Consider the following 26302-nt stretch of genomic DNA (forward strand, 5'->3'; position numbering starts at 1 on the left):
TCGGGAAGAAGGCGGCCCGGGGAGACACCGCCTCGTCGCCGACGTGGGCCGGCGGGCGGTCCGGCGCGAGCGGCGGGGTCAGGCGCGGGGGCGGATGATCTCCACGGTGGCGCCGGCGGCCGGCACGCCCTCCAGGGCCTCGAAGCCGCTCGGCTCCCGGCGGCCGGCGTCGAACTGGCGCATCAGGCGGGCGCCCAGCCGGACCCCGACCGCGCCGACGGCCAGGGCGGCCAGCTCGGTGATCACCAGGACCGCGGTGGCGCCGCGCTGCGGCGCGTCGGCCCGGATCAGGCAGGCCAGCAGGAACAGCGCGGCCATGCCGGCGTTGACCAGGTTGAAGGTGACCATGGTGCGGCGGGTCCGGCCGGCCCGGACGTCCCACAGGTCCACCATGCCGGCCACCCCGGCGAGCGCGGCGGCGACCAGGGCGGCGACCGCCGTCCAGTAGCCGACCTCGCCGAGGAAGGCCGGCCCGCCGGCCACGTCGGCGAGGTCGAAGAGGACCGCGCTGACGAAGAGCCCGAACGGGAACGTCACCAGCATCGGTTGGATCGGATGCCCCTGCACCCGCAGCCGGCTCTCCATCGGTTCCTCCCCAGATTTCGTGTCAGCTCACGAAACCAGGGTGCTACCCGGGCACCAGCCCGGCGAAACGACGCGCTCAACCTTCCCGGGGACGCGACACCGTGGCGACCAGCCGTTCGGCCACCTCGCGCAGCGGGATGTCCAGCGAGGACGCGGCGTTGCGCAGCACGTCGAGGGCCTCCGGCGCGGGGCACCCGCGCTGGGTCATGATCACCCCGACCGCCTGGCCGACGACGCCCTCCTCCAGCAGCGACCCGTCCAGCTCACCGGCCCGCTCGGCCTGCTTGACCCGGTCGCGCACGGCAGCCAGCAGCAGGCCGGCGTGCTCGGCGAGCAGCATCGCGGTGAGCTGGTGCCGGGTGGTGAAGGTGCCGGCGGAGTCGGTGTAGAGGTTGATCACCCCGATCGCCTGCTCGTCGACGTCGACCGGCGCGGAGATCACCCCGCGCACCCCGAGGCCCCGCGCCCGGGCCGTCCAGCCCGGCCAGCGCTCCTCGACGGCGAGGTCCTGGGCGACGGTCATCTCCCGGCGCCCGATGGCGCTCATCGCCGGCGACTCCGGGCCGTGCCGCAGGTCGTCCAGCTCCGCCAGGCCGGGGTCGGAGGCGGCCACCCCGGCGGGCTCCCCGGCGCGCAGCGCGGTGAAGCCGCACCAGGTCACGTCCGGTACGGCGTCCCGGGCGATCCGCACCAGCCGGGCCAGCGCCTCGTCGAAGTCGTCGGCCGCGATCAGGCCGGCGGTCAGCTCGCGCAGCAGGCCGGCGGTCTCCAGCACGCCGAGGGTGTCGATCGTCGGCTCCCGCATGTCCAGGTTCACCGGCGCACGGCCCCCGCGCGCCGACCGACCCCGTCGACCGGCCCCATTGCCTGTCCCATCGTGTGATCTCCCCTGACTCATGAGCCCCGGGCTTCTACCCTCGCAAACCAGGATCGAAACCGCGTAAAGGGGTCCCTTCCGGCGCGGACCCGCGCCGGAAGGGACCCCGGTGACGCTCAGCGCGCGGCGGAGAGCCGCCGGCCGACCGAGGCGATCAGCCGGTCCAGCTCCGAGCCGAACGGGTTGTCGTGGACCAGGTACGTCCAGGTGGCGGTCGGCCGCACCAGCTTGGCGGCGTCCGGCTCCCAGTCGGCGTCGAACTCGGTCTCGGTGAAGGTGGCGATGGTCCGGGTCTCGATCTCGGGGACGAGGTTGTTGAACGCCGGCACCGCCGCCCGGTGGAACTCGTCCAGCGGGTCGAGGCGGCCGAGCGCCCGCAGGTGCACGCCCTCGCGGACCTCGGAGAGCTCGGCCAGGTGCTCGGCCCAGAGCCGGTCGAGGTGGTAGAGGGCGATCGACCGGGCCACCCGGGCGAGCAGGTCCTCGTCCATCTCGCCGGCCTTGTCCGGCATCCGGTCGAGCAGCATCAGCGCGGCCACGTCACTGGTGAGCAGCCGCTCGCGGCGCTCCGCGAGCGCCTTGCGCTGCTGCTCGATCACCACGCTGTACCGCCAGGTGTTGCGGTGGATCTCGTGGTTGACGCCCTCGGCCACCCGCTGGGCGTGCTCCACGGCGTAGTCCACCTGCTCGTCGGTGACCAGGCCGTCGGCGTTCATCCGCGGCGAGGCCGGCACGATGTCGCCGGCGTGCCGGACCACCAGGTCGTCCTCCAGGCTGACGAAGAAGACCGAGCCACCCGGGTCGCCCTGCCGGCCGGCCCGGCCGCGCAGCTGGTCGTCGACCCGGCGGCTGTCGTGCCGGCCGCTGCCGATCACGTACAGGCCGCCCAGCTCGGCCACCCGGTCCCGGTCGGCCTGGTCGCTGCCGCCGAGGCGGATGTCCACGCCCCGGCCGGCCATCTGGGTGGAGACGGTGACCGCGCCGTACGCGCCCGCCTCGGCGATGATCGCCGCCTCCTCGTCGTCGTTCTTCGCGTTCAGCACGACGCAGGGCACCCCGGCGGCGTGCAGGCCGGCGGCCAGCCCCTCGGACTCCTTGACGTCCAGGGTGCCGACCAGCACCGGCCGACCGGCCTGGTGGCAGCGCGTGATCTCGTCGATCAGCGCCTCCTCCTTCTCGGCCCGGGTGGCGTAGATGCGGTCCGGCTCGTCCTCCCGGACGCAGGGGGTGTTCGGCGGGATCACCGCCACCTCGAGGCCGAAGAACTCGCGCAGCTGGTCGCCGACGAGCACCGCGGTCGCGGTCATCCCGCAGACCGTCGGGTAGAGCGCGATGTACGCCTGCACGGCGATGGTGCCCAGCACCTCGCCCTCCGCCGTGGCGTCCAGGCCCTCCTTGGCCTCGACCGCCGCCTGCAGGCCGTCCGGCCAGCGGCGGCGCTGGGCCACCCGGCCGCGCATCTCGTCGATCAGCTCGACCGAGCCGTCCCGGACGATGTAGTCCACGTCACGGTGCAGCAGGGCGTGCGCGTGCAGCGCCACGTTGACCGCCGAGAGCTGCCCGACGTGCTCGGTGTCGTACAGGTCGATGCCGCCGAGCTTCGCCTCGACGGTGGCCAGGCCGACCGCGGTGAACGCCACGCTGCGGCCGTCCTCGGCGACGGTGTAGTGCTTGCCCTTGCGCAGGCCGCGCACCAGCGCCGCGGCGGCGTGCACCGGGTCCTGCTCGCCGGCGACCGCCCCGGCGAGCACCATCGGCACCCGGGCCTCGTCGATCAGGATCGAGTCGGCCTCGTCCACGATCGCGGTCTTCAGCGGCGGCTGGACCCGGTCGGCGAGGTCGGTGACGAGCTGGTCGCGGAGGAAGTCGAAGCCGGCCTCGCTGACCGCGACGTAGGTCACGTCGCAGGCGTACGCGGCGCGCCGCTCCTCGGGGGTGGAGGCCTCGTTGACCCAGCCCACGGTCAGCCCGAGCAGCCGGTAGACCGGCGCCATCCACTCGGCGTCGCGGCGGGCCAGGTAGTCGTTGACGGTGAGCACGTGCACCGGACCGTTGCCCAGCCGCACGTGCCCGTACGCGGCGATGGTGGCGGTGAGCGTCTTGCCCTCACCGGTGGCCATCTCGGCGACCTTGCCGGACAGCAGCGCCATCGCCCCGAGCAGCTGCACGTCGTACGGCCGCTGGTCCAGCCCACGGCGGGCGGCCTCGCGGCCGATGGCGCAGATCTCCGCGTACTCCGTGGCGGCGCCGGCGGCCTCGGTCAGCTCGGCGTCGTCGAGGGCGGACAGCTCGTCCTCGCGCGCGGCGATCTGCGGCAGCAACTTCTCCAGCGGGGCCAGGTCGACCGTCGTCCCCGGGCGCTGGAGGAACCGCCGGAACCTGCTCTTCAACCGTTGCGACACACCCATGAGCGGCAACGGTACGCGAACCGGCCGGGCTGTCGCTGCCCGGCTCGTCCGGGGCGTCCCGGGTGTCCCCGTCCCGGCACGTCCGGGCAGGTCAGGGGCGGCGGGTCGGGTCAGCTCACCAGCAGCTGGTGAGCGGCCAGCTCGCGGTAGAGCGGACTGGTGACGGTCAATTCGTCGTGGGTGCCGACCGCCACCACCCGGCCGCCGTCGAGCACCACGATCTGGTCGGCGTCGACGACCGTGGCGAGCCGGTGCGCGACGATCAGCAGGGTGCGCCGCACGGCCACCGCGTCGATGGCCCGGCGCAGCGCCGCCTCGTTGCGCGCGTCGAGGTTGCTGGTCGGCTCGTCCAGCAGCAGCACCGGCGGGCCGGCGAGCAGCGCCCGGGCGATCGCCAGGCGCTGCCGCTCGCCGCCGGAGAGCAGCACCCCGCCCTCCCCCACCTGCACGTCCAACCCGGCGTCGGTGCGCTCGGCGAGGTGGCCGAGGTTGACCTCGTCGAGGACGGCGAGCAGCGCGGCGTCGGTCGCGTCCGGGGCGCCGATCAGCAGGTTCTGCCGCAGCGTGCCGGCCAGCACCGGGGCCTCCTGCTCGACGTAGCCGAGCCGGGCCCGCAGGGCGTCGCGGGGCAGCCGGCGCACGTCGACGCCGTCGAGCCGCAGCGACCCGGAGTCGACCTCGTAGAAGCGCTCCACGAGGGCGAGCAGGGTCGACTTGCCGGCTCCGGAGGGGCCGACCAGGGCGGTGCGGCTGCCGGCCGGCACGGTGAAGCTCACCTCGTGCAGCACCGGGGCGCCGTCCGGGTAGCCGAACCCCACCCGGTCGAACTCGATCGCCGCCGGGCGGCCGGCGGGCGGGGCCGCCGCCGGGTCCGCGCCATCCCCGGCGTCCTCCGCGGGTACGGCCAGCACCTCCTCGATCCGCTGCAACGCGCCCAGCCCGGTCTGCAACTGCGTGTACGCGTGCACCGCCTGGCCCAGCGGCAGGACCAGGAAGAACAGGAACATCACGAAGGCCACCAGGTCGCCGACGGTGATCGCCCCGGCCGCCACCCGGGCCCCGCCCACGCCGAGGACCAGCAGGAACGCGCCCTGGATGGTGACCGTGCTGACCGGGCCGACCACCGCCTGCACCCGGGCCACCCGCAGCCCCGCCGCGTACGCCTGGGCGGCGCTCTCGCCGACGGCCTCGGCCTCGCGGTGCTCGGCCCGGGCGGCGCGGATGGTCCGGGCGGCGGAGATGGCCCGCTCGACGGCGGAGGTCATCTCCCCGACGCGCTCCTGGGCGGCGCGGGACAGCCCGCGCACCCGGCGGGCGACGGTGAGCGCGAAACCGACGCCGGCGGCCACCCCGAGCAGGGTCACCCCGAACAGCACCGGATCGAGCAGGGCCATCGCGCCGGCCGCGCCGACCACCATCACCGCGCCGGTGACCGTCTCGAACAGCCCGGAGGTGACCACGGCCCGCAGCAGGGTGGTGTCCGAGCCCACCCGGGAGAGCAGGTCGCCGGTGCGGCGCCGGTCGTACTCGACGATGGGCAGCCGCAGCAGGTGCCCGGCGAGTCGGCGCCGGGTGCCCAGCACGACGCCCTCGGCGGTGCGTTGCAGCAGGAAGTCGCGCAGGCCGCCGAGGGCGGCGCCGGCCACCACCAGGGCCACCAGCGCCACGACGAGGCCGGTGACCGGCCGGGCCGCCGCCATCTGGTCGAGCACCTGGCGGGTGAGCAGCGGCTGCGCCAGCGCGGCGCCCGCGCCGGCCAACGACAACGCGCCCACCACGGCGAGGGTGCCGCGGTGGGCGCGCAGGTACGGCAGCAGGGCGGCCAGGCCGGCGGGCCGGCGGGCGGCGGCGGTGGTCATGGGCCGACCGTAGCCGCCCGCGCCCAGCCGGGTGCCGGGCGCCCGACTCAGCCGGTCAGCACCACCTGGAGTTCCTGCCGGCGACGCTCGGCCAGGTCGGTCAGCAGGGCGGGCGCCTCCTCCATCGGCACCACCGCCGAGACGAGGTGCTTGCGGATCACGTCGCCGTACTGCCGCAGCAGCTCGATGGTCTCGGCGGAGAGCCGTTCCCGGTCCCAGGTCGGCGTCAGGCCGCGCGGCACCCGCCCGATCTGGGCGCAGCGCAGCGAGAGCCCGTTGTGGTGGAACTCCTCGCCGAGCCGGACGGCGTCCGCGCCGTCCTGGTAGAAGGCCAGGTCGATCACGGTGCCCTGCGGGCGCAGCAGGCGCAGCGCCAGGTGCAGCGCCCAGGCCTGGCCGCGGCACTGGAACACCACGTCGGCGCCCCGGTCGCCGGCGGCGTGGTTCCACCGGGTCTTGAGCACCACGGCCGGGTCGTCGGCCTCCGGGTCGAGCGTCTCCAGGCCGAGCGCCTCGGCGACCTGGCGGCGCTGCGGCGTCGGGTCCAGCACCACCACGGAGGCGGCGCCGTGCCGCTTGGCGAACAGGGCGGTGAGCAGGGCGACGACGCCGCTGCCGACCACCGCGACCCGCCGGCCGCGCACCCCGTCGCCGAGCGAGCGCACGTCGGTGCCGCACAGGTCGGCGGCGGCGTGCAGCAGGCCGTTGGCGCAGATCGGGCCCATGTGCGCGACGTAGATGCCGAGCAGCGGATCGAGGTCGTCGGGGAGCGGGACGAACCGCTCGGCGACCGGGTCGGCCACGTACCCGGTGCGGTGGCCGTAGGTCATGGCGCCCACCGTGCCGACGGCGACCGCCGGGGTGCGGCTCTCCACCACCCGGCCGACCTGCATGTAGCCGAGCCGGGTGACCGGGTACGGGGTGCTCGCCGCACCGGGCTGGAACAGGCCGAGATCGGGGTTCCAGGTGACGTTGAGGTACGGGTTGGTGCCCTTGACGAAGCTCAGTTCGGTGCCGGCGGAGACGCCGCTGTAGAGGGTCTCCACCCGGAAGGTGCCCTCGCGCAGCTCGGCGGCGTCCTGTTCGGCCAGTTCGACGGCGCCGGGACCGCTGACCACCACGACCTTGTCACGCATCGACACTCACCCCCGCGGTGGCCAGCGGCACGGACGCCGGGCCGGTCGGCAGGGTCACGGCACGCCCGGTTCGGGCCGACTCGGCGACCGCGAGGGCCAGCCGCTGGGTCCGCATCGCCTCGGCGTACGGCACCCGGACGTCGTCGCCGACGCCGGTCACCGCGTCGATGAAGGCCCGGTCGACGGCGATCCGGGCACCGTCCGGATCGGATTCGATCCGGCGCTCCCCGTCGGCGTCGCGGATCACCAGGCCGTCCTCGGCCAGCGACAGCACCAGGCCGTCGGCGATGATCTCCAGCCCCGCCCGGTGCTTCCAGGTCAGCACGCAGGCCGCGGCGAGGGTGCCCACCGCCCCGTTGGCGAAGCGCAGCGTGGCCGCGGTCACCGAGTCGATGTCGGCGCCCTCGACCGGCGGCGGGCTCCCGTCGCCGTACGCGGTCACCTCGACCGCCTCGCCGACCAGCGACCGCACCAGGTCCAGCACGTGCGCGGCCTGCTCGACGACCGGGCCGCCGGAGCGGTCCCGCACCGCCCACCAGGCCACCGGGGGGACCTTGTCCAGCCAGGAACCGTTGACCATCCGCACCGGCCGGTCGGCCAGCAGCTCGCGGGCCCGCTCGACCACGTGCAGGTAGCGCCAGTGGTGGCCGACTGCCGTGAGCAGCCGCTTCTCCTGCACCAGCGCGGCGATCCGCTCGGCGGTCTCCAGGTCGACCGCGACGGGCTTCTCCACGAACATCGGGACGCCGGCGGCGATGACCGCCTCCTCCACCGGCCCGTGCGCGAACGGCGGCACGCAGACGTACACCGCGTCCGGTCCCGCGGCGAGCAGCTCCTCCACGTCGACGAAGCTCCGGCCGCCGTACGCGCCGGCCAGCTCCGTCGCCGCGTCCCGGGACACGTCGTGCACCCCGAGCAGCTCCACGTCCTCGAAACCGCTCAACACGCGGGCATGGCGTTGCGCCACCCCACCGGCCCCTACCAGTCCCACCCGGCACGTGCGCATTCCACCGACCCTCTCGACGCTGTTCTCCGACTCGCGGGAACAGCACTCCCCCCACCGCCCGAACGCGAAACCCCGTGCATTCGGCAACGAACCGTTCATCTGCCGGGAACCGGCTCGTGCACGGTCCGTGATCAAGCTGTTAGGCATGATCCGGTTAGCGCGCGGGCGGAGATGGGAAAACCAACTCCGCGTTTTCCGCCACGATCTGGGGGTGTGCCAGTGCGGGATACAGATTCGATCGTCTCACCAGTGGTGGAGGCATGGGCGACTTACCGGACGACTTCGGCCGACGACTGGCCGACGCGGCGGCTGATGCGGGCCAAGGGTGACACCCGGGTCAGCGTGGTGTTGCCGGCGCGCAATGAGGAGGTCACCGTCGGCGCGATCGTGTCGACGATCCGCGAACACCTGATGGACCGGGTCGCCCTCGTCGACGAGCTGATCGTGGTGGACTCCCGGTCCACCGACCGGACCGCGCAGGTGGCCCGGGCCGCGGGCGCGGAGGTGGTCAGCCAGGACGCGATGACCCGGGGGCTGCCCCGACTGACCGGCAAGGGCGACGCGCTCTGGGCCGGCCTGGCCGCCGCCGAGGGCGACGTGGTCGCCTTCATCGACGCCGACCTGCGCGAGTTCCGTCCGCACTTCGTGACCGGCCTGATCGGACCGTTGCTGACCGATCCGTCGGTGGACTTCGTGAAGGGCTTCTACCACCGGCCGCTGGTCGGCGCCAGCAGCGTGGAGGCCGACGGTGGCGGGCGGGTGACGGAGCTGATGGCCCGCCCCCTGCTCAACCTCTTCTGGCCGGAGCTGGCCGGTTTCGTGCAGCCCCTCGCCGGCGAGTACGCCGGACGCCGGGAGGTGCTGGAGCAGGTGCCGTTCGTCTCCGGCTACGGGGTCGAGACGGCGATGCTGATCGACCTGCTGGAGCTGGTCGGCCTCGACGCCCTCGCCCAGGTCGACCTCGGCGAGCGCAAGCACCGCCACCAGGACACCGCGGCGCTGGGCCGGATGTCCGCGCAGATCATGCACACCGCCTGGTCGCGGTTGCAGCGCCGCGGCTGGGCCAGCCCCGGCACCATGCCGGCCACCATGCTCACCCAGTTCCGCCGGGGCGGCTCGGACGCGCTGCCCAACCTGGACCGGGAGATCGTGGTCAGCGACGTCTCCGTGGACGAGCGCCCGCCGCTGGCCCAGCTGCGGCACCGGGTGCCGCGCCGGCGGGTGGCGGCGTGAGCGGCGGATCGCCGCGACGGGTACCCGACGGCCGGCACGAGCCGGCCGGGGGCGGAGAGCGGACGGCCGAGCGGGCTTCCGCCGAGGGAAGGACCACAACGCGATGAGCCTCACCGTCCTGATGAACGCCGGCCCCTGGTTGTCCGTGCCGCCCCCCGGCTACGGCGGGATCGAGAACATCATCGCCACCCTGGTGCCGGAGCTGCGGCGCCTGGGCGTACGGGTCGTGCTGGCCTCGGTGGAGAGCAGCACCCTGCCGGTCGACGAGAAGTTCTCGGTCTTCCCCGACGGGCAGTTCCACGCCCTGCAACGCCCCTACAACCAGGTGTGCGGCGTCTCCCAGGCCCACCTCAACGGGGTGATCCGGCAGCTGCACCACCGCGACGACATCGACCTGGTGCACGACCACGTGGAGGCGGTCGGGCTGGCCACCCTGGCCGCGATGGGGCCGGACGGCCCGCCCGTGCTGCACACCCTGCACTGGGACCTGGCCAAGCACCCCGAGCTCTACGGCAACCTGGACGCCGGCGACCGGGTCCGGGTCAACGGCGTCTCCGCCTCCCAGCTCGCCCGCGCTCCCCGGGCGCTGCGGGAGCACTCGGTGGGGCACGTGCACCTGTCCACTCCGCTGGCCGTCGGCGCGGACCGCGCGCCGCGCCCGGAAAAGGGCGACTACGCGATCATCCTGGGGCGGATCAACCCGGGCAAGGGGCAGGACGTGGGCGCCCGGCTGGCCCAGCGGGTCGGGGTGCCGCTGGTGCTCGCCGGCCCGGTCGGGCCGTACCACCGGCCGGAGGACCTGGCCGCCGCCGGCGACGAGGCCCGGCAGAACCCCGACGTGCGGTTCTTCTACGACGAGGTGGCCCCGCACGTCGACGGCGAGCTGGTCCGCTGGGTCGGCACGGTGGCCGGTCAGGAGCGCGACGACCTGCTGGCCGGGGCGAAGGCCTCACTGTTCCCGCTGCGCTGGGAGGAACCGGGCGGCACCGCCGTGGTGGAGTCCCTCGCGCTGGGTACCCCGGTCGTGGCGACTGCCCGCGGCTGCCTGCCCGAGCTGATCGAGCACGGACGCACCGGCCTGCTCACCACCGACGAGGACGAGCTCGGCGACCTGCTGCTGGCGGCCAGCCTGCTCGACGCGGACGAGTGCCGGCGGGAGGCCGCGGCCCGGTTCACCCCGGCGGTGATGGCGCAGCGCTACGTCGAGCTGTACGAGCGGGTCCGCCAGGGCGCCCGGGCCCGGCAGTTGCAGGTCGCCTGAGGCGTACCCCCTGCTCTCACGGGCCCGGACCGGTCTGGTCCGGGCCCGTTTGTCGGGCCGGGAGGCGGGAACGCGGCGACGCGACGGAGGGAGCGCGCGATGGCCGGTCCGATGGCCCACTCCCGGGCCCGGCGCAACCCGGCGGACGGCCGCGCGCCGGTACGCCGGGCCGCCGCCACGGTCGGGACGGTGTTCCTCCTGATCGGGGCCCTGGGGTTCGTGCCCGGGATCACCAGCGACTACGCCGACCTGCGACTGGCCGGGCACCAGTCCGGCGCCCAGCTGTTCGGGTTGTTCCAGGTGTCGGTGCTGCACAACCTGCTGCACCTGGCCTTCGGCGTGGCCGGGCTGGCGCTGTCGCGCACCGTCCGGCTGGCGCGCGCCTACCTGATCGGCGGCGGGGCGGTCTACCTGGTGCTGTGGCTCTACGGGCTGGCCGTCGACCACGGCAGCGCGGCGAACGTCATCCCGGTCAACCCCGCCGACGACCTCCTGCACCTCGCGCTCGGCGCCGGAATGCTCGCGCTCGGCGTGCTCGCCCGACGTGACGGGGATCGCCGCTGACCGGGCCACCGCATCCGGTCGGTCCGGTTTCACCCGGAGAAGCCGCGGGTACCTGGCTGGATCTGGGCATGCGAGCGGAATCGAGGGGCCGATGGCGAGCCGGATCACCTGCGAGGTGCATGACGAGTCACCCGTGACCGTCGTCCACCTGCACGGCGAGCTCGACCTCGGCACGATGCGGTCGGTGCACACCGTGCTGGACCGCTGCCTCTCCGCCCAGCCGGACGCGCTGGTGGTCGACCTGGAGGACGTCACCGTCGCCGACCGGCTCGCGCTGTCCGTCTTCGCCGCCACGGCCCGTCAGGCCGCCGGGTGGCCCGCCGTGCCGGTGCTGGTCTGCGCTCCCCCGTCGGACGCGGCCGCCTGGCTCGCCGAGTCCACCACCTGCCGGGTGGTGCCGGTGCACCGGGACTGCGCCGAGGCGACCCGGCTGGCCGGCGAGGTCGCCGCACCCCGGCTGCGGGCCCGCCTTGAGCCGGTGGCGGGCGCCTGCCGGCGCGCCCGGGAGCTGGTCGGCGAGGCCTGCGGCCGGTGGAACGCGCCGGAGCTGGTCGGCCCGGCCTCGCTGGTGCTCAGCGAGCTGGTCGGCAACGTCGTGCGGCACGCGCACACGCCGATGCAGGTGACGCTGACACTGCGCCGGCCGTACCTGCACGTGGCGGTGACCGACGGCAGCCGCAGCGCGGCGCGGCCGAACAACCCGGGGCTGCGTGCCGAGGGTGGGCGCGGGCTGATGCTGGTCCGGGAGACGGCGCAGCGGTGGGGCAGCGTCCCGCTCGCCGACGGGAAGGTCGTCTGGGCGGTCGTGCCGGCGAATTGACCGAAATTCCCTCTCTCGCCTGGTTACATGGGCAGAGGGGCGGGTAGTCGCGCCCGTCCTTTCTGTCGTGACGACGGGGTGAGAAGCCACATGCCCAGACGGGTGACAACGGAGCCGGCGCGAGACCGGGGGCCGGCGATCCTCGCGCCGGCGCGGTTCGGCGGCTACCCCGGCCCGGTCCGGCCGGCTCTGCCGGGAGCCAAACTGATCAAGCTGCTCGGCACGACCGACGCCAAGCAGATCGGCCTGCTGTACCTGGTCACCTCGTTCATCTTCTTCATCATCGGCGGAGTGCTGGCGCTGCTGGTCCGGGTCGAGCTGGCCCGGCCGAGCCTGCAGATCCTCTCGCCCGAGCAGTACAACCAGATGTTCACCATGCACGGCACGATCATGCTGCTGCTCTTCGCGACGCCCCTGGTGTTCGCCTTCGGCAACTACATCGTGCCGTTGCAGATCGGCGCGCCGGACGTCGCCTTTCCCCGGCTGAACGCCCTCGCGTACTGGCTCTACCTGTTCGGCGGCACCATGGTGGTCGCCGCGTTCGCCACCCCGAGCGGGGCGGCCGACTTCGGCTGGACGGCGTACAACCCGCTCAGCGACGTGGAGAACTCCCCGGGCGTCGGCGCCAACATGTGGGTGATGGGCCTGGCCCTCTCCGGCCTGGGCACCATCCTCGGCGCGGTCAACCTGATCACCACCACGCTCACCCTGCGGGCGCCCGGAATGACCATGTTCCGGATGCCGATCTTCACCTGGAACCTGCTGCTGACCAGCGTCCTGGTCATCCTGGTCTTCCCGCTGCTGGCCGCCGTCCTCTTCGCGCTCGCCGCGGACCGGTTGCTCAACGCGCACGTCTTCGACGCCGCCACCGGCGGGCCGATGCTCTGGCAGCACCTGTTCTGGTTCTTCGGCCATCCCGAGGTCTACATCGTCGCGCTGCCGTTCTTCGGCATCATCACCGAGGTCATTCCCGTCTTCGCCCGCAAGCCGATCTTCGGTTACACCGGTCTGGTGCTTGCCACCATCGCCATCACGGTGCTGTCGATGACCGTCTGGGCCCACCACATGTTCGGCACCGGCCAGGTGCTGCTGCCCTTCTTCAGCTTCCTCAGCTATCTGATCGCGGTGCCCACCGGCGTGAAGTTCTTCAACTGGATCGGCACCATGTGGAAGGGACAGATCACCTTCGAGACGCCGATGCTCTTCGCCATCGGCTTCCTGGTCACCTTCCTGCTCGGCGGCCTCACCGGGGTGCTGCTGGCCAGCCCGCCGGCGGACTTCCACACCACCGACACCTACTTCGTGGTGGCGCACTTCCACTACGTGCTCTTCGGCACCATCGTCTTCGCCGCCTTCGCTGGGGTCTACTTCTGGTTCCCCAAGATGACCGGCCGACTGCTCGACGAGCGGCTCGGCAAGATCCACTTCTGGACTATGTTCCTCGGCTTCCACGCCACCTTCCTGGTGCAGCACTGGCTGGGCACCGAGGGCATGCCCCGCCGGTACGCCGACTACCTGCCGCAGGACGGCTTCACCACGCTGAACATGATCTCCAGCATCGGCTCGTTCATCCTGGGGGCGTCGACGCTGTTCTTCATCTACAACGTCTGGAAGACCTGGCGGTACGGGGCGATGGTGAACGTGGACGACCCGTGGGGCTTCGGCAACTCGCTGGAGTGGGCGACGACCTGCCCGCCCCCGCTGCGCAACTTCGACCGGATGCCCCGGATCCGCTCCGAGCGCCCGGCGTTCGACGCCAAGTACGGCCCGCACGTCGCCGACCTGGGCCGGGACCTGCCGCAGCGGACCACCCGCCCGCCGCAGGAGTTCCGCGAGGAGCTGCGACACGAGCGGCACGTCCCGGAGTCGCCGGCGGCCGAGGGCGCGCACGGCGCCCGGGAGGCGGTGGAGTACCAGCCCGCCCCGCAGTCCGGGGCCCGGCCGGTCGAGGTACCGGAGCCGGAGGTGGTGCGCCGGCCCAGCTTCGAGCAGACCGACGAGCCGGAGGGCAACCCGCTCGGCGCCCAGGCGCGCCCGGAGTCGGACGAGCGCTGGCGGCATCCGCACAGCAAGGGCGACCCCGAGGAGCACTGACCGGGCGCTCGCCGCGCCCACGGACACGTGGCCGCCACCACCGCGACTCGGTGGTGGCGGCCGCACCGTGTCGCCTCCCGTTGCTCTCCCACGACGCAGCGGGCGACGACGGTGGATCTTGGACAGTTGCCGTTCGGGCCGCTGACGGCAACTGTCCAAGATCTACGGATGGAGTGGGTGCGCGCCCACCTGGCGCCGGCGGCGGGCGGGTCAGCGACGCGGCCGAGTGGCCGCCGGCCGCCGTCGTGCCCGAGCCGGGCAGCCGGGGCGGCGAGCACTGGTCACGGGAAGCGGGCAGCCGCCGACCCCGGCACGGGCGGGCCGGGCCGGGGTCGGGCGGCGATGATCAGGCGTCGGCGGTGGCGGGCAGGCCGGCGGCGGTGAGCGACCGGCGTACTGCGGGCTGGACCCGGGTCAGCCGCAGCGGGACGCCGGTGCGCGCCGCCGCGTCGCGGCCGGCCATCAGGGCGGCGATCCCGCCGGCGTCGACCCCGCCGGCGCCGTCCAGGTCGACCACCACCTCGCGGGGCTGGCCGGTGACCGCCTCCAGCATCACCCGGCGCAGCTGGTCGGCGCCGTCCCGGTCGATCTCGCCGCCGACCTCGACCACCACCCGGTCGCCGGTGCGCTTGAGCGCGATCCGGTTCCGGCCGGTCTCGCACTCGGCGGCGCCGTTCTGCCAGGGCGGCGGCGCGTCGGCGAGCATCGCCTGGCGCAGCCAGGTCAGCGCCCGGGACAGCAGCCGGGAGACGTGCATCTGGGAGATGCCGAACCGGGCGGCGATCTCGGCCTGGGTCTGGTTGCCGTAGAACCGCATGGCCAGGATGCGCCGTTCCCGCCAGGGCAGCCGGTGCAGCAGCCCGCTGACCGTCACCCGGTCGTCGACGGACTCCAACGCGTTGTCGGACTCGCCGACCAGGTCACCGAACTCGGCCGAGCTCTCCCCGCCCACCGGCGCGTTCAGCGAGGCCGGGCTGTAGCCGGCGGCCGACTCCAGCGCGGCGAGGATCTCCTCCTCCGGGGTCTCCAGCCGCGCGGCCAGCTCCGCCACACTCGGCGCCCGGGACAGCTCGCTGGTCAGCGCCGCGGTGGCCTGCCCGACCTCCAGGATCAGGTCGCGCAGCCGGCGGGGCACGTGCACCCCCCAGGTGCGGTCCCGGAAGTGCCGTTTGATCTCGCCGACGATGGTGATCGCCGCGTACGCGGTGAACGAACCCCGCTCGGGGTCGTACCGGTCGACGGCGTTGACCAGGCCGAGGCGGGCCACCTGCTCCAGGTCCTCCAGCGGCTCGCCGCGCCCCCGGTAGCGGCGGGCCAGCCGGCCGGCGAAGGGCAGGGCGAACCGGACGAGGTCGTCCCGGGCCTCCTGCCGACGCTCGGGTGGCAGGCCCGCGATCCGGGCCGCGTACGCCAGCGCGGCCGCGTCCAGGTCCTCCAGGCCGCGTTCGGTCGGCGGTGGTGTGGTTGTGGTGGTCTGTCCGAACATCCGCGCCTCCCTCAGGAAGGTCCCCCGCCCGGAATGGGAGCCGGTCGTGCGCGTGGTCGGGCCACGCACCGGGCCGGAAGCTTGGGTCACGTGCCGCGCCGGTGTCACCGGACGCGCGAGAGCGACGACAGCACGCTACGCGGCGTGCTCGATCCGTCGCAGCGAGCGGTGTTCCCGCTCCGTAGGTACTCAATCACGCGACCCCGGGTTCGCGAGGATGTTTCGGCAGCTCGGTCCGGCGGGTCGGCGGGAAACCGCCGGACGTCCGGTTTCCCGCCGGATTCAGGAGACGGCGAGGCCCATCGGAGCACCGTCCTCGCGCAGCGCGGCGACCGCCTCGGCCACCCCGAGCGGCGGTGGCACCGGCAGGTCGTACGGCTGGTTGCGGAGCACCTCGGTGGCCCGGCGGGTGGGCACCGAGGCGACCGGGTAGCCCCGGGCAGCGGTGCGGTCGAGCGCCCGGCGACGGCGGCCGAACGCGGCCACGGCGAGCCACTGGGGCAGCCCGGCGAGGGCGGGCGAGCGCATCCCCGGCGACTCCGGCAGCACGTCCACCGAGCTGAACGGCTCGCTGCCGGCCAGCCACATCTCCACCCCGTCGACGCTGCGCCGGGTGGCGTTCTCGCACCAGTACGGCACCAGCCCCGCCCGCACCACCTGCCACGGGTCGAGCAGCCGGCCGCACTCGACCACCAGCCGGTCGCCGGTCTTGCCGGCCCGCCGCAGCCAGCGCCGGTACAGGTCGGCGACGGCCGCGCTCAGCGCCGTGGGCTGCGGGACGTGCACCTCGTGCAGCCCGTGGCCGTGCCGCCGCCCCCAGTGCCGCGCCCCGTCGACGAAGCCGGGCTCCACCCCGTGCTCGGCGTGCTCGCCGGCGGCGGAGACCTCCGGCGGCTCCCAGTGCCCGCCGTCGCCGCCGGCCGACCGGAGCACCTGGCGCAGCGCGTTCGAGTCGGGGTGGAAGTCCACCGGCTCCAGGCCGCTGCCCGGGCAGCCGAGCTGGAAGCTGTGCCCCTGCCCCTCGTCGCTGACCGGCCAGGTGCGCGCGTCGCGGACCACCAGCAGCGACGCGGCGGGCTCCAGGCGGTCGGCCAGAAAACGGGCGTACGCCCGGGGCAGGGCCTGCCAGCGGGCCACCAGCGACACCGTGGACCCGGCCAGCGCGCCCCGGCTGGCCGGGCAGTGCACCTGCCGCAGGTGCAGCTCGGGGTTGCCGGCCAGCACCCGGGCGGCGAGCGCCGCGCCGTGGTCCAGGGCCGCGCGCGGCCGGTCCACCGCGCCGCGGGTCCAGTGCGCGGTCATCTCGAAGGCGGCGGGCAGCCACGGTACGCCCAGGGCGACCGCCAGGTGCACCGCCGAGGCGTGCGGGGAGCCGAGCACCACCCCGGGGTACCGGCGGCGGGGGTACTGGTCGACGATCCACCGGGCGACCCGCTCGGCGTCGACCTCGGCCGTCTGGTCCGGGGTGAGCGCGATCCGGCCGGCGGCCCGCGCGGCGGCGGCCCGGCGGACCGGTTCGGGCGCCGCGGTGAACCGGGACAGCGGCGTCGACTGGCCGAGGTCGCCGCAGTCGGCGCCGCGCAGGGCCCGGGCGGTGGCCGCCACCAGTACCCGGGCCGTGCTGCCCGCGGCGACGACGCGGTCGCCGGCCATGCCGGCGCCGTCTGCCGTCAGCCCCTTCTGCACCTTGGGCACCGGCCCCACCTTGCCTCGTTCGCTCACCACGCGACCCGGCTTCCCGTCCGGATGGGGTCTAAACGGGCATTGGGGGCAATGCTCGGGTGGGCGGCGGTACGCCGGTCCGGGGCGCTCGGGTGAGTCGACGCCCACCGGCGTCCGGCCGCCCCGGCGGGTTTCGGCCGGGCCGGCAGGGGCACATCCGGTCCCATGAGCGCCGAGCACCCCACCGCCGACGCGGCGGCCACCATCACCCCCTACGAGGACGGACCGCTGCTGGTCCGGGGAGACTTCGCGCTGGTCACCCCGGACGGACGCAGCATCGACGCCCGGCGGGGCACGGTGGCGCTGTGCCGGTGCGGCAAGTCGGCGCTGAAGCCGTTCTGCGACGGCACGCACAAGGCGATCAATTTCCGCGCGGGCACCGACCGGGAAGGCTGACCCACCGCCCGGCTGAGCCGTCCGGCAACCACGCCCGCGCCGGCTGTGCCGGGTCAGCGGGTGTGCCCGCGGCCACCGCCAGCCGGGACGGCTCAGGCGGCCACGGCCACCCGGGACGGCTCGGCGACGGCCCGCAGCGACGAGCCGCCGGTCGCCCAGCTGTCCAGCAGGTGGCCGGCGAAGAGCCGGTCCACCGCCAGGGCGGCCGCCGCGCCGAACAGCACGTCGGCGGCGAGCCCGGGCTCGGTGCGGACCAGTCCGCCGCAGAGGTCGTGCGCGGCGATCTGCTCGTGCACCGCGTCGGCCTCGACGTGCTCGTCGTAGAAGCGGGTGGCCGTCTCGTCCAGCCCGAGGCGGCGCAGGCCGTTGCCGTACCGGCGGTTGGGCAGCGAGGACGTCATCTCGAAGGCGGCGAGGTGACCGAGCAGCGCGCCGCGCAGCCGCCGGTGCAGGCCGAACAGCGAGATCAGGTTGTTGGTGGCGAGGGTGACCGCCGGCACCCGGTCCAGGTACGCCGCGTACCCGGTGTCCAGGTCGAGCCGGTCCAGGGTGCGGCGGAACAGCTCGGCGTGCATCCGGTCCAGCCGGCCGTTGCCGTACTCGTCCATCTGGATCTCCACGAGCGCGGCCTTGGCCGGACCGCCCAGCCGGGGCAGGGCCCAGCTGTGCGGATCGGCCTCCCGCAGGTGGTAGATCGACCGGTGGGTGACGAACTCGCGGAACTGGGCCAGCGTCGCCCGGCGCTGCAGCGCGGCGGCCAGCGACGGGCCGTCGTCGGCGGCCACCAGGTCGGCCAGCGCGCGCGGCACCCCGCCGGGCAGCACCGCCGGCAGCGGGCCGACCAGCCGGCGCAGGGCCGCCTCGAAGGGCCGCTCGGCGGCCGACCGCAGCGCCAGCAGGGACGGCTGCCACTCCCAGTCCTCGTCCACCCCCTGCCAGCCCCGGTAGTGCAGCTCGTAGCAGAGGAAGAGGGTGAGCTGGAGGTCCTCGTCGACCACCGCGTCCGCCGGGTCCAACTCCGCGCCCAGCCCGGCCGGCAGGTCGTGCGGCGACCGGCGCAGCGACTCGATCACGGCGGTGGAGACCGGGCCCCGGGGCTGCGGCAGCGGCGCGGGGCCGTAGCGGCGGTCGACGGAGTCGGACATGAAACCTCCCGGTAACGGCTGGGGGTCTCCTGATGCCCTGCCCCGGTGGCGCTAAACGAGGTCTTCCGCCTCCACGGTCATCCGGGTGGCGAGCATCCGTTCCCGAACCCGACGGGCGGCGTCGCCGTCGGCGAAAACCCCCCGCAGGTCGGCCAGCGCCGGTTCCGGCGGGCGCAGCGGCACCTCCGGGTCCACCACCGCCTCCAGCACGCACGGCCGGTCCGCGGCGAGCGCCTCGTCCCAGGCCGCCCCGACCAGGTCCGGACGGTCGACCCGGACCCCGTGCAACCCGAGCAGCCGGGCCCAGCCCGCGTACGGCACGTCCGGGCGGCGGCGGGTGGTGTCGGTGACCTGCCGGCCGCCGCCCATGCCGGACTGGTCGCGGTTGTTGAGCACCAGCACCACCAGCCGCGGATCCGCCCACTCGTGCCAGCGGTGCGCCACGGTGATCAGCTCGGCGAGGCCGTTGAGCTGCATCGCGCCGTCGCCGAGCAGCGCGAGCACCGGCTGGTCGGGGTGGGCGAGCTTGGCGGCGAGCGCGTACGGCAGCGCACAGCCCATCGAGCCGAGGGTGCCGCAGAGCTGCGCGTTCACCCCGGGCGGCAGCTCCAGGTGGCGGGCGTACCAGTAGATGACCGAGCCGACGTCGACGGCGACCGCGCCGCGCCGCGGCAGCCGGTGGGAGAGTTCGTGCAGCACCAGCTGCGGGTTGACGGGCTGGGCGGGCGCCTCGGCGCGGGCGATCGATTCCTGCCGCCAGCGGTCCACCGAGCCCTCGACGGTGGCGCGCCACTGCCGGTTCGGCTGGTCGTGCACCCGGGTGAGCAGCGCGCGCAGCGTCTCGGCAGCGTCGCCGACCAGCGGCACGTCCACCGGGTAGCGGGTGCCGATCCGCCGCCCGTCGATGTCGATCTGGACGGTCCGGGTCTGCCCGGCCATCGGGAAGTAGTCGGTCCACGGGTCGTTCGTGCCGACCAGCAGCAGCGTGTCGGCGCCGCCCATCAGCTGCGCGGCGGCCGTGGTGCCGGCCTCGCCGAGCACCCCGGTGTGGAACGGCAGCCGCTCGTCGAGCACCGGCTTGCCCAGCAGCGAGGTGGCCACCCCGGCGCCGAGCCGGTCGGCCAGCGCCACGACCTCGTCCTCCGCGCCCCGGGCGCCCTGGCCGACCAGGATCGCCACCCGCTGCCCGATGGTGAGCAGCGACGCGGCGGCGTCCAGGTCCGCGTCGTGCGGCAGCACCCGGGCCAGCGGCTCCCCCGGCGTCGCGGTCAGCACCCCGGCCGCCTGCGGCTGGAGATCGGGTACGGCGGTCTCCTGCAACTCCCGGGGCAGCACCACACAGGTGGGGCTGCGGGTGGCCGCGGCGGTCCGGAACGCCTGGTCCAGCAGGACCACCACCTGCCCCGGGGCGCGGCCGTACCGGACGAACTGGTTGCACACGTCGCCGAAGAGCCGGCTCAGCCCGATCTCCTCGTGCGCGCCGCCCAGCGGGCCGGTGACGTCCTCCCCGACGATCGCCACCACCGGCTTGCTGTCCAGCTTGGCGTCGTACAGGCCGTTGAGCAGGTGCACCGCGCTGGGGCCCTGGGTGGCCAGGCAGACGCCGATCCCGCCGGTGAACTTGGCGTGCCCGGTGGCCATGAACGAGGCGGTCTCCTCGTGGCGGGCCGGCACGAACTCCGGGTCACCCCCGGCGGCGTCCAGCGCCTCGACCAGCGGGGCGATGGCCTCGCCCGGGTAGCCGAAGGCGCGGGGCACCCGCCAGGCCCGTAACCGGTCCACCACCAGGTCCGCGACCGTCCGGTCAGCCATTGCCGCGCCCGGGGGTGCCCGCGTCGACGTAGCGCAGCACCGCGCCGATACCGTCGGTCAGATCGGGTGCCTCGTCCCGGCCGAGGACGGCCAGCTCGGCGTCGGTGCCGACCAGGGCGCGGACCAGCGCCGCGTCGGCGCGGACCTGCTGCGGGTCGCGCACCGCGGCGAGCTGCCCCGGCTCGGTGGCGATGTCGGTCGGCTCCGGGCCGATCCAGAGCTGACCGGTCGCCGACGGGTCGTCGACGATGAGCATGGTGTCGACCTGGTTGCGCTGCAGGGCGGCCACCACGGCCTCCAGTCCGGCGCCGACGTCCTCCTGCATGCCGAAGCGGTCGAGGGCGGCGCTGACGTGCTGCTCGGCGACCTCGGCGATGGCCTGCACGGTGATGTCGTCCATCAGCTGCGGGTCGGCACCGCCGGCGCGCGCGCCCGCGTCGGTACGCACCATCACGTCCTGCCAGCGGTCCGGCAGCTGCGCGGCGATCATGCCGGTGGCCCGGACGTCCCCGGCCACCACCACCACCTCGGCGCCGACCTGCTCGGCCAGCTGGACGGTGGCGGCGACGGCGTCGCCGGCGTTGTGGTGCCACGCCTCCATGGCGGCGCGCTGGTAGCGCGACTGCGACCAGCCGCCCGGCTGGACCCGGCGCAGCTGGAAGCTCTCCCGGCCGGTGGTCTGCGCCCGGCGCGGCACCCCGCCGGCGCTGATCGCGATCGCCTCGGCGCCGGACCGGTCGGCCAGCACCCGGACCCAGGCGATCTGCTCGCCCCGCTGGGCGACCAGCGGCATGGTGTGCGGCAGGGCGGACCAGACGGCCAGGTCCTTGAACGGTGGTGCGCTGAGGTACTCGGTGAGCACCACCCGGCCGCCGGTGGCGAAGATCGCCACGCCGTAGTCCCCGGGCATCGGGTCGTGTCCGCGCACCACCTGCCCGATCGCCTCGACGGTCACCGCGTCGGCCCCCTGCTCCAGCAGGCGCCCCTTGAGGGCCCGCCAGCGGAGGTCCACCTGGGGGTGGGCGTCGTGGGTGTCCCTGGAGGCGTCCAGGTAGACCGAGCACCACGGCCCGGGACGGTCGTAGAGCGGGCGCAGGAAGGACAGCTGCATGCTCGAGACCCCTTTCCAGCTCGGCCGCACGCTTACCCGCGCCACCGGGGATGTCACCTCGCCGGCACGTCCGCGTGACCGGGGTTCATTCACGTCGTTCGACCGGGGCGACCGCTACCATCGGTGCACGTATCCGGACTCTCGGTGGTGGTCATGGACAGCGATCTCCGGCTCCGCGTCGTGCATCCGACGCAGCGGATCCTCACCGGGCGGGTCGTCCGGTTGCTGGAGGGATATCCCCGCGAGGTGCGTGTCGGCCAGCCGGTGCTGGTGGCGGTGCTGACCGCGGCGAGCGTGGTGGGGCTGCTGATGCTGCTGGTGCGCAGCCTGCTCTCCACCGGTGGCGGGGGCGGTGCCCGGCGCGGCTGGAAGGACCTGAAGAAGGGCCCGGAGTTCCTGGTAACCCCGCTGCGGGTGCGCGACGCCGCCGGCCTGCTCTACGAGGTGGAGCTGCACGGCCACCTGCCGCAGAGCGCGCTGCACCCGGCCGACCACGTGCAGCTGACCCTGCGCCGGCAGCCCGACCCGGACCTGCCGCCCCGGGTGGAGCGGATCGTCAACGTCACCACCGGGCAGCTGCTCACCCCGCGCACCGCGACCGTCTGGTCGCACCTGGGGCCGCCGCTGCTGCTCCAGGCGCTGCTCGGCGCGCTGCTGCTCGCCGGCGTGGCGGCCTGCTCGGTGGTCACCGGCTGAGGAGTTTCCCGGCCCGCCGCACCGGGCACCGGGGACGCCATGTTTCCCGGATTCGCCCTGGAACAGGTCGATGTCGGCCCCGTCCGGCTGCGGGTACGGCACGGCGGGTCCGGCCCGCCGGTGGTGCTGCTGCACGGGCACCCGCGTACCCACGCGACCTGGCACCGGGTGGCGCCGCTGCTCGCCGACCGGTTCACCGTGATCTGCCCGGACCTGCGCGGCTACGGTGGCTCGTCGAAGCCGCCGGCCGGCCCCGACCACGCCGGGTACGCGAAGCGGGCGATGGCGGCCGACGTCGTCGGCCTGCTCGACGCCCTCGGCCACGACCGGGCGGCGGTCGTCGGCCACGACCGGGGCTGCTACGTGGCGATGCGCACGGCGCTGGACCACCCGGGCCGGGTGAGCCGGCTCGGCGTCCTCGACGGGGTGCCGATCGGCGAGGCGCTGGCCCGGTGCGACGCCCGCTTCGCCGCCCGCTGGTGGCACTGGTTCTTCCTGGCCCAGTCGGCCAAGCCGGCCGAGCGGGTGATCAACGCCGACCCCGACGCCTGGTACGGCGGCTCCCCCGCCGAGATGGGTGCGGAGGCGTACGCCGACTACCGCCGGGCCATCCACGACCCGGCGACGGTGCACGCGATGTGCGAGGACTACCGGGCCGGCCTCGGCCCGGACCGGGCGGCCGACGAGGCCGACCGGGCCGCCGGGCGGCGGATCGGCTGCCCGGTGCTGTTCTGTTACTCCACCCGCGACGACATGGAGGAGCTGTACGGCGACCCGGCCGCGATCTGGCGCGAGTGGGCTCCGGACCTGCGGGTGGCCTCCGTCGACTCCGGGCACCACATGGCGGAGGAGGCGCCGGAGCAGCTCGCCGCCGTGCTGGGCGCGTTCCTGGCGACCGAGGGCGGTTAGCCGACCGGGGTGAGCGGGCGGGCCGGCTCGGGGGCGGTGCGGAGCATGCCCCGCCGCCGGGCCCAGCGCTCGAAGAACAGCGTGGCGAACGGCGGCACGGCGCTGATCAGGGCGACGGCGGTGACGGGCAGGCTCCACCGGTGGGTGCGGGCCATCACCAGCACCAGCAGCCCGTAGGCGACGAAGAGTCCGCCGTGGATCGGCCCGAAGATCTTGACGCCGATCTCGTTGGCCGGCGGGCCGTACTTGACGGCCATGCCGACCAGCAGGGCCAGCCAGGAGCACGCCTCGGCGATCGCCGCCGCCACGAACAGCCGGGTCGTCTTCTCACGCATCGCGCCATGCTAACCAGCCGGGTCGCTCGACCCGGGGCGCAACCGCAGCGGAGGGACGGGGATCACGGAGGCCGCGAATGGGTAGGTAAGAGTCCTTCGGGTCTTCCCCGCCCACGCCGGAACGTGCGAGGTTTGGGGGAACCAACGGTGACAGGGTGGTGACCAATGGGCGAAGACGTCGGTGCGCGGACCTTCAGCCGAGAGGACCGGGCCCGCTACCGCGAGAAGGTACGCCGCTGCCTGGACGTCTTCGCCGAGATGCTGCGCGAGTCGCGGTTCGACGTGGAGCGGCCGATGACCGGGCTGGAGATCGAGCTGAACCTGGTCGACGAGGAGTCGATGCCGGCGATGCGCAACGCCGACGTGCTGGCCGCCGTCGCCGATCCCAGCTTCCAGACCGAGCTGGGGCAGTTCAACGTCGAGATCAACGTGGCGCCCCGCCGGCTCGCCGGCACCGGCACCGCCGAGTTCGAGGAGCACGTCCGGGCCAGCCTGAACGCGGCGGAGCAGAAGGCCCGCACGGTCGGCGCGCACATGGTGATGATCGGCATCCTGCCCACCCTGCGCCCGGAGCACCTCACCGCCGCGACGCTGTCGCAGAACCCGCGCTACGAGCTGCTCAACGAGCAGATCTTCGCGGCCCGGGGCGAGGACCTGCGGATCTCGATCAACGGGGTGGAGCGGTTGGCGACCACCGCGGACACCATCACCCCGGAGGCGGCCTGCACCAGCACCCAGTTCCACCTCCAGGTCAGCCCGGCGCAGTTCGCCGACTACTGGAACGCCGCCCAGGCGGTCGCCGGCATCCAGGTGGCGCTCGGCGCGAACTCGCCGCTGTTCTTCGGCCGGGAGCTGTGGCGGGAGACCCGCATCCCGCTGTTCCAGCAGGCCACCGACACCCGCTCGGAGGAGATCAAGGCCCAGGGGGTACGCCCCCGCGTCTGGTTCGGCGAACGCTGGATCACCAGCGTGTTCGACCTGTTCGAGGAGAACGTCCGCTACTTCCCCGCGCTGCTGCCGGTCTGCGACCCGGAGGACCCGGCCGAGGCGCTCGCCGCCGGCGGGGTGCCGAAGCTGGCCGAGCTGCGGCTGCACAACGGCACCGTCTACCGGTGGAACCGGCCGGTCTACGACGTGCTCAAGGGCCGCCCGCACCTGCGGGTGGAGAACCGGGTGCTGCCGGCCGGGCCGACGGTGCTGGACACCGTCGCCAACGGCGCCTTCTACTTCGGGCTGGTCCGAGCCCTGGCGGAGTCCGACCGTCCGCTGTGGTCGCAGATGTCGTTCAGCGCCGCGGAGGAGAACTTCACCAACTGCGCCCGGCACGGGATCGACGCGCAGGTCTACTGGCCCGGCCTGGGCTACCTGCCGGTGACCGAGCTGGTGCTGCGGCGGCTGCTGCCGCTGGCGTACCAGGGGCTGGACCGGTGGGGGGTGGACCCGGCCGAGCGCGACCGGCTGCTCAGCATCATCGAGCAGCGCTGCCTGACCGGGCGCAACGGGGCGACCTGGCAGGTGGAGACCCTGCACCGGCTGGAGTCCGCCGACCACCTGGACCGGCCGGAGGCGCTGCGCGAGGTGGTCCGCCACTACGTGGACCTGATGCACAGCAACCGCCCGGTCCACGAGTGGCCACTGCCCTGAGCCGCGCCGTCAGACCTTGAGCACCACCTTGGTGCAGTCGTCCTGCTTCTTCTGGAAGATCTTGTAGCCCTTGGCCGCGTCCTTGAGCGGCATCCGGTGGCTGATGACGAAGCTCGGGTCGATCTCGCCCTTCACGATCCGCTCCAGCAGTGGGCGGGTGTAGCGCTGCACGTGGCACTGCCCGGTCCGCATGATCAGCGAGCGGTTCATGAACGCGCCCATCGGGAACTTGTCCACGAACCCGCCGTACGCCCCGACCACCGAGACCACTCCCCCGCTGCGGCAGGCCAGGATCGCCTCGCGCAGCGCGAAGGGGCGCTCGGTCTCCAGCCGGCCGGCCTGCTTCACCCGGTCGTAGGCGTACATCGCGGCGTTGCCGTGATGCCCCTCCAGCCCGACGGCGTCGATGCAGGCGTCCGGGCCCCGGCCGGCGGTGAGCCGGTTCAGCTCGTCCAGCACGTCGAGTTCCTCGTAGTTGATCGTCTCCGCGCCGGCCCGCTCGGCGGCGAGCCGCAGCCGGTACGGGTACCGGTCGATGACGATGACGCGCTCCGCGCCGAGCAGCCGGGCGCTGGCGGCGGCGAGGAGGCCGACCGGCCCGGCGCCCCAGACCGCGACCACGTCGCCGGGCGTGATGTCGCACATCTCCGCACCCATGTAGGCGGTGGGGAAGACGTCGGCGAGCAGCAGCGCCTGGTCGTCGGGGACCTCGTCGGGGATCTTGATCGGACCGACGTCGGCGAACGGCACCCGGGCGTACTCGGCCTGGCCGCCGGCGTACCCGCCGAGCAGGTGGCTGTAGCCGAAGATGCCGGCCGGCGAGTGGCCCATGATCTTCTCGGCGATCCCGGCGTTGGGGTTGGAGTTCTCGCAGACCGAGTAGCGGCCCTGCTGGCAGGAGGCGCAGTTGCCGCAGGCGATGGGGAACGGCACCACCACCCGGTCGCCGACGGCGAGGTTGTCCACCTCCGGGCCGACCTCGACCACCTCGCCCATGAACTCGTGGCCGAGGATGTCGCCCTTGCGCATGGCCGGGATGTAGCCGTGGTACAGGTGCAGGTCGGAGCCGCAGATCGCCGTCGAGCTGATCTTCACGATGGCGTCCCGGGCGTTCATGATGCGCGGGTCGGGCACGTCGACGACCTTGACGCTGTCCTTGCCCGTCCAGGTGGTGGCTCTCATCGTCTTTCCTTCCCGGTGGCG

Annotated in this window: 22 protein-coding genes; 9 read left to right on the forward strand and 13 right to left on the reverse strand. The window is 74.1% G+C overall.

Annotation, left to right across the window (positions count from 1 at the left end; genetic code table 11):
• Nucleotides 1–78: 78 nt before the first annotated feature.
• From FHX75_RS07785 to FHX75_RS07810, 6 genes are all read right to left on the reverse strand, one after another.
• A complete protein-coding gene (locus FHX75_RS07785; protein WP_154937568.1) occupies nt 79–585 on the reverse strand; it encodes a DUF2231 domain-containing protein in 507 nt (168 codons plus the stop codon).
• A gap of 76 nt (nt 586–661) precedes the next feature.
• Entirely contained in the window at nt 662–1402 is a 741-nt protein-coding gene (locus tag FHX75_RS07790; protein WP_154937571.1) for an ANTAR domain-containing protein, read from the reverse strand.
• A gap of 176 nt (nt 1403–1578) precedes the next feature.
• On the reverse strand, nt 1579–3870 hold the full coding sequence (gene secA2, locus FHX75_RS07795) for an accessory Sec system translocase SecA2 (RefSeq protein ID WP_154937575.1): 2292 nt from the start codon (nt 3868–3870) through the stop codon (nt 1579–1581).
• A gap of 110 nt (nt 3871–3980) precedes the next feature.
• Nucleotides 3981–5729 (reverse strand): ABC transporter ATP-binding protein, encoded by a 1749-nt coding sequence (locus tag FHX75_RS07800; RefSeq protein ID WP_154937578.1) that lies wholly within the window; start codon nt 5727–5729, stop codon nt 3981–3983.
• Nucleotides 5730–5776: 47 nt separating this feature from the next.
• Nucleotides 5777–6865 (reverse strand): zinc-binding dehydrogenase, encoded by a 1089-nt coding sequence (locus FHX75_RS07805; protein ID WP_154937582.1) that lies wholly within the window; start codon nt 6863–6865, stop codon nt 5777–5779.
• Nucleotides 6858–7871, reverse strand: coding sequence for a Gfo/Idh/MocA family protein (locus FHX75_RS07810; protein ID WP_154937585.1), 1014 nt, complete (start codon nt 7869–7871; stop codon nt 6858–6860). Before FHX75_RS07810 ends, FHX75_RS07805 begins: the two co-directional genes overlap by 8 nt.
• Before the next feature lie 219 nt (nt 7872–8090).
• Between FHX75_RS07810 and FHX75_RS07815 the strand changes: the two genes are divergently transcribed.
• The 5 genes from FHX75_RS07815 to ctaD all read left to right on the forward strand — a co-directional run bounded on the left by FHX75_RS07815 (nt 8091) and on the right by ctaD (nt 13843).
• Entirely contained in the window at nt 8091–9104 is a 1014-nt protein-coding gene (locus FHX75_RS07815; protein ID WP_154937588.1) for a glucosyl-3-phosphoglycerate synthase, read from the forward strand.
• Between the two features lie 103 nt (nt 9105–9207).
• On the forward strand, nt 9208–10365 hold the full coding sequence (locus FHX75_RS07820; protein WP_154937591.1) for a glycosyltransferase: 1158 nt from the start codon (nt 9208–9210) through the stop codon (nt 10363–10365).
• A 99-nt stretch (nt 10366–10464) separates the two neighbouring features.
• Nucleotides 10465–10929 (forward strand): DUF4383 domain-containing protein, encoded by a 465-nt coding sequence (locus FHX75_RS07825; RefSeq protein WP_154937594.1) that lies wholly within the window; start codon nt 10465–10467, stop codon nt 10927–10929.
• Between the two features lie 133 nt (nt 10930–11062).
• Entirely contained in the window at nt 11063–11749 is a 687-nt protein-coding gene (locus FHX75_RS07830) for an ATP-binding protein (RefSeq protein WP_246157778.1), read from the forward strand.
• A gap of 90 nt (nt 11750–11839) precedes the next feature.
• Nucleotides 11840–13843, forward strand: coding sequence for an aa3-type cytochrome oxidase subunit I (ctaD, locus tag FHX75_RS07835; protein ID WP_154937600.1), 2004 nt, complete (start codon nt 11840–11842; stop codon nt 13841–13843).
• A 346-nt stretch (nt 13844–14189) separates the two neighbouring features.
• Here the strand turns inward: ctaD and FHX75_RS07840 are convergent, their stop codons facing one another.
• Together FHX75_RS07840 and FHX75_RS07845 are read right to left on the reverse strand one after the other, a co-directional pair.
• A complete protein-coding gene (locus tag FHX75_RS07840; protein ID WP_154937603.1) occupies nt 14190–15329 on the reverse strand; it encodes a SigB/SigF/SigG family RNA polymerase sigma factor in 1140 nt (379 codons plus the stop codon).
• Nucleotides 15330–15611: 282 nt separating this feature from the next.
• Nucleotides 15612–16982, reverse strand: a complete 1371-nt coding sequence (locus FHX75_RS07845; protein WP_154938918.1) for a hypothetical protein — start codon at nt 16980–16982, stop codon at nt 15612–15614.
• 234 nt (nt 16983–17216) lie between these two features.
• On the opposite strand from FHX75_RS07845, the gene FHX75_RS07850 reads away from it, so the two are divergent.
• On the forward strand, nt 17217–17447 hold the full coding sequence (locus FHX75_RS07850; protein ID WP_154937606.1) for a CDGSH iron-sulfur domain-containing protein: 231 nt from the start codon (nt 17217–17219) through the stop codon (nt 17445–17447).
• A gap of 92 nt (nt 17448–17539) precedes the next feature.
• On the opposite strand, the gene FHX75_RS07855 is transcribed toward FHX75_RS07850, so the two are convergent.
• From FHX75_RS07855 to FHX75_RS07865, 3 genes are read right to left on the reverse strand one after another with little or no spacing between them, the layout of a single operon-like run.
• Nucleotides 17540–18592, reverse strand: a complete 1053-nt coding sequence (locus tag FHX75_RS07855; RefSeq protein ID WP_154937609.1) for an iron-containing redox enzyme family protein — start codon at nt 18590–18592, stop codon at nt 17540–17542.
• Nucleotides 18593–18643: 51 nt separating this feature from the next.
• Nucleotides 18644–20404: a thiamine pyrophosphate-binding protein gene (locus FHX75_RS07860; RefSeq protein ID WP_154937612.1), complete on the reverse strand. Its 1761-nt coding sequence runs from the start codon at nt 20402–20404 to the stop codon at nt 18644–18646.
• Nucleotides 20397–21515: a baeRF2 domain-containing protein gene (locus tag FHX75_RS07865; protein WP_154937615.1), complete on the reverse strand. Its 1119-nt coding sequence runs from the start codon at nt 21513–21515 to the stop codon at nt 20397–20399. Before FHX75_RS07865 ends, FHX75_RS07860 begins: the two co-directional genes overlap by 8 nt.
• A gap of 144 nt (nt 21516–21659) precedes the next feature.
• On the opposite strand from FHX75_RS07865, the gene FHX75_RS07870 reads away from it, so the two are divergent.
• On the forward strand, nt 21660–22211 hold the full coding sequence (locus tag FHX75_RS07870) for a hypothetical protein (RefSeq protein ID WP_211364431.1): 552 nt from the start codon (nt 21660–21662) through the stop codon (nt 22209–22211).
• A 39-nt stretch (nt 22212–22250) separates the two neighbouring features.
• Nucleotides 22251–23120: an alpha/beta fold hydrolase gene (locus FHX75_RS07875; protein WP_154937621.1), complete on the forward strand. Its 870-nt coding sequence runs from the start codon at nt 22251–22253 to the stop codon at nt 23118–23120.
• Here the strand turns inward: FHX75_RS07875 and FHX75_RS07880 are convergent.
• On the reverse strand, nt 23117–23455 hold the full coding sequence (locus tag FHX75_RS07880) for a DUF3817 domain-containing protein (protein ID WP_154937625.1): 339 nt from the start codon (nt 23453–23455) through the stop codon (nt 23117–23119). The two genes, FHX75_RS07875 and FHX75_RS07880, sit on opposite strands and share 4 nt — an antisense overlap.
• Nucleotides 23456–23620: 165 nt before the next feature.
• Here FHX75_RS07880 and FHX75_RS07885 point away from each other — a divergent pair, with 165 nt between their 5' ends.
• The gene (locus FHX75_RS07885; RefSeq protein ID WP_154937628.1) at nt 23621–25099 is read left to right on the forward strand and encodes a glutamate-cysteine ligase family protein; all 1479 of its coding nucleotides are present in this window, start codon (nt 23621–23623) and stop codon (nt 25097–25099) included.
• Between the two features lie 9 nt (nt 25100–25108).
• On the opposite strand, the gene FHX75_RS07890 is transcribed toward FHX75_RS07885, so the two are convergent.
• Nucleotides 25109–26281: a zinc-dependent alcohol dehydrogenase gene (locus FHX75_RS07890; RefSeq protein ID WP_154937631.1), complete on the reverse strand. Its 1173-nt coding sequence runs from the start codon at nt 26279–26281 to the stop codon at nt 25109–25111.
• Nucleotides 26282–26302: the final 21 nt, after the last annotated feature.

The sequence above is a fragment of the Micromonospora palomenae genome (assembly GCF_007829925.1).
In the GTDB taxonomy this organism is placed as follows: Bacteria; Actinomycetota; Actinomycetes; order Mycobacteriales; family Micromonosporaceae; genus Micromonospora; species Micromonospora purpureochromogenes.

Excerpts from the sequence above, each read along its gene's own strand:
- FHX75_RS07785 (WP_154937568.1), bottom strand. The coding sequence starts at position 585 with ATGGAGAGCCGGCTGCGGGTGCAGGGGCATCCGATCCAACCGATGCTG.
- secA2 (WP_154937575.1), bottom strand. The coding sequence starts at position 3,870 with ATGGGTGTGTCGCAACGGTTGAAGAGCAGGTTCCGGCGGTTCCTCCAG.
- FHX75_RS07800 (WP_154937578.1), bottom strand. The coding sequence starts at position 5,729 with ATGACCACCGCCGCCGCCCGCCGGCCCGCCGGCCTGGCCGCCCTGCTG.
- FHX75_RS07805 (WP_154937582.1), bottom strand. The coding sequence starts at position 6,865 with ATGCGTGACAAGGTCGTGGTGGTCAGCGGTCCCGGCGCCGTCGAACTG.
- FHX75_RS07810 (WP_154937585.1), bottom strand. The coding sequence starts at position 7,871 with ATGCGCACGTGCCGGGTGGGACTGGTAGGGGCCGGTGGGGTGGCGCAA.
- FHX75_RS07820 (WP_154937591.1), top strand. The coding sequence starts at position 9,208 with ATGAGCCTCACCGTCCTGATGAACGCCGGCCCCTGGTTGTCCGTGCCG.
- FHX75_RS07825 (WP_154937594.1), top strand. The coding sequence starts at position 10,465 with ATGGCCGGTCCGATGGCCCACTCCCGGGCCCGGCGCAACCCGGCGGAC.
- ctaD (WP_154937600.1), top strand. The coding sequence starts at position 11,840 with ATGCCCAGACGGGTGACAACGGAGCCGGCGCGAGACCGGGGGCCGGCG.
- FHX75_RS07840 (WP_154937603.1), bottom strand. The coding sequence starts at position 15,329 with ATGTTCGGACAGACCACCACAACCACACCACCGCCGACCGAACGCGGC.
- FHX75_RS07845 (WP_154938918.1), bottom strand. The coding sequence starts at position 16,982 with ATGGCCGGCGACCGCGTCGTCGCCGCGGGCAGCACGGCCCGGGTACTG.
- FHX75_RS07850 (WP_154937606.1), top strand. The coding sequence starts at position 17,217 with ATGAGCGCCGAGCACCCCACCGCCGACGCGGCGGCCACCATCACCCCC.
- FHX75_RS07855 (WP_154937609.1), bottom strand. The coding sequence starts at position 18,592 with ATGTCCGACTCCGTCGACCGCCGCTACGGCCCCGCGCCGCTGCCGCAG.
- FHX75_RS07860 (WP_154937612.1), bottom strand. The coding sequence starts at position 20,404 with ATGGCTGACCGGACGGTCGCGGACCTGGTGGTGGACCGGTTACGGGCC.
- FHX75_RS07865 (WP_154937615.1), bottom strand. The coding sequence starts at position 21,515 with ATGCAGCTGTCCTTCCTGCGCCCGCTCTACGACCGTCCCGGGCCGTGG.
- FHX75_RS07875 (WP_154937621.1), top strand. The coding sequence starts at position 22,251 with ATGTTTCCCGGATTCGCCCTGGAACAGGTCGATGTCGGCCCCGTCCGG.
- FHX75_RS07880 (WP_154937625.1), bottom strand. The coding sequence starts at position 23,455 with ATGCGTGAGAAGACGACCCGGCTGTTCGTGGCGGCGGCGATCGCCGAG.
- FHX75_RS07885 (WP_154937628.1), top strand. The coding sequence starts at position 23,621 with ATGGGCGAAGACGTCGGTGCGCGGACCTTCAGCCGAGAGGACCGGGCC.
- FHX75_RS07890 (WP_154937631.1), bottom strand. The coding sequence starts at position 26,281 with ATGAGAGCCACCACCTGGACGGGCAAGGACAGCGTCAAGGTCGTCGAC.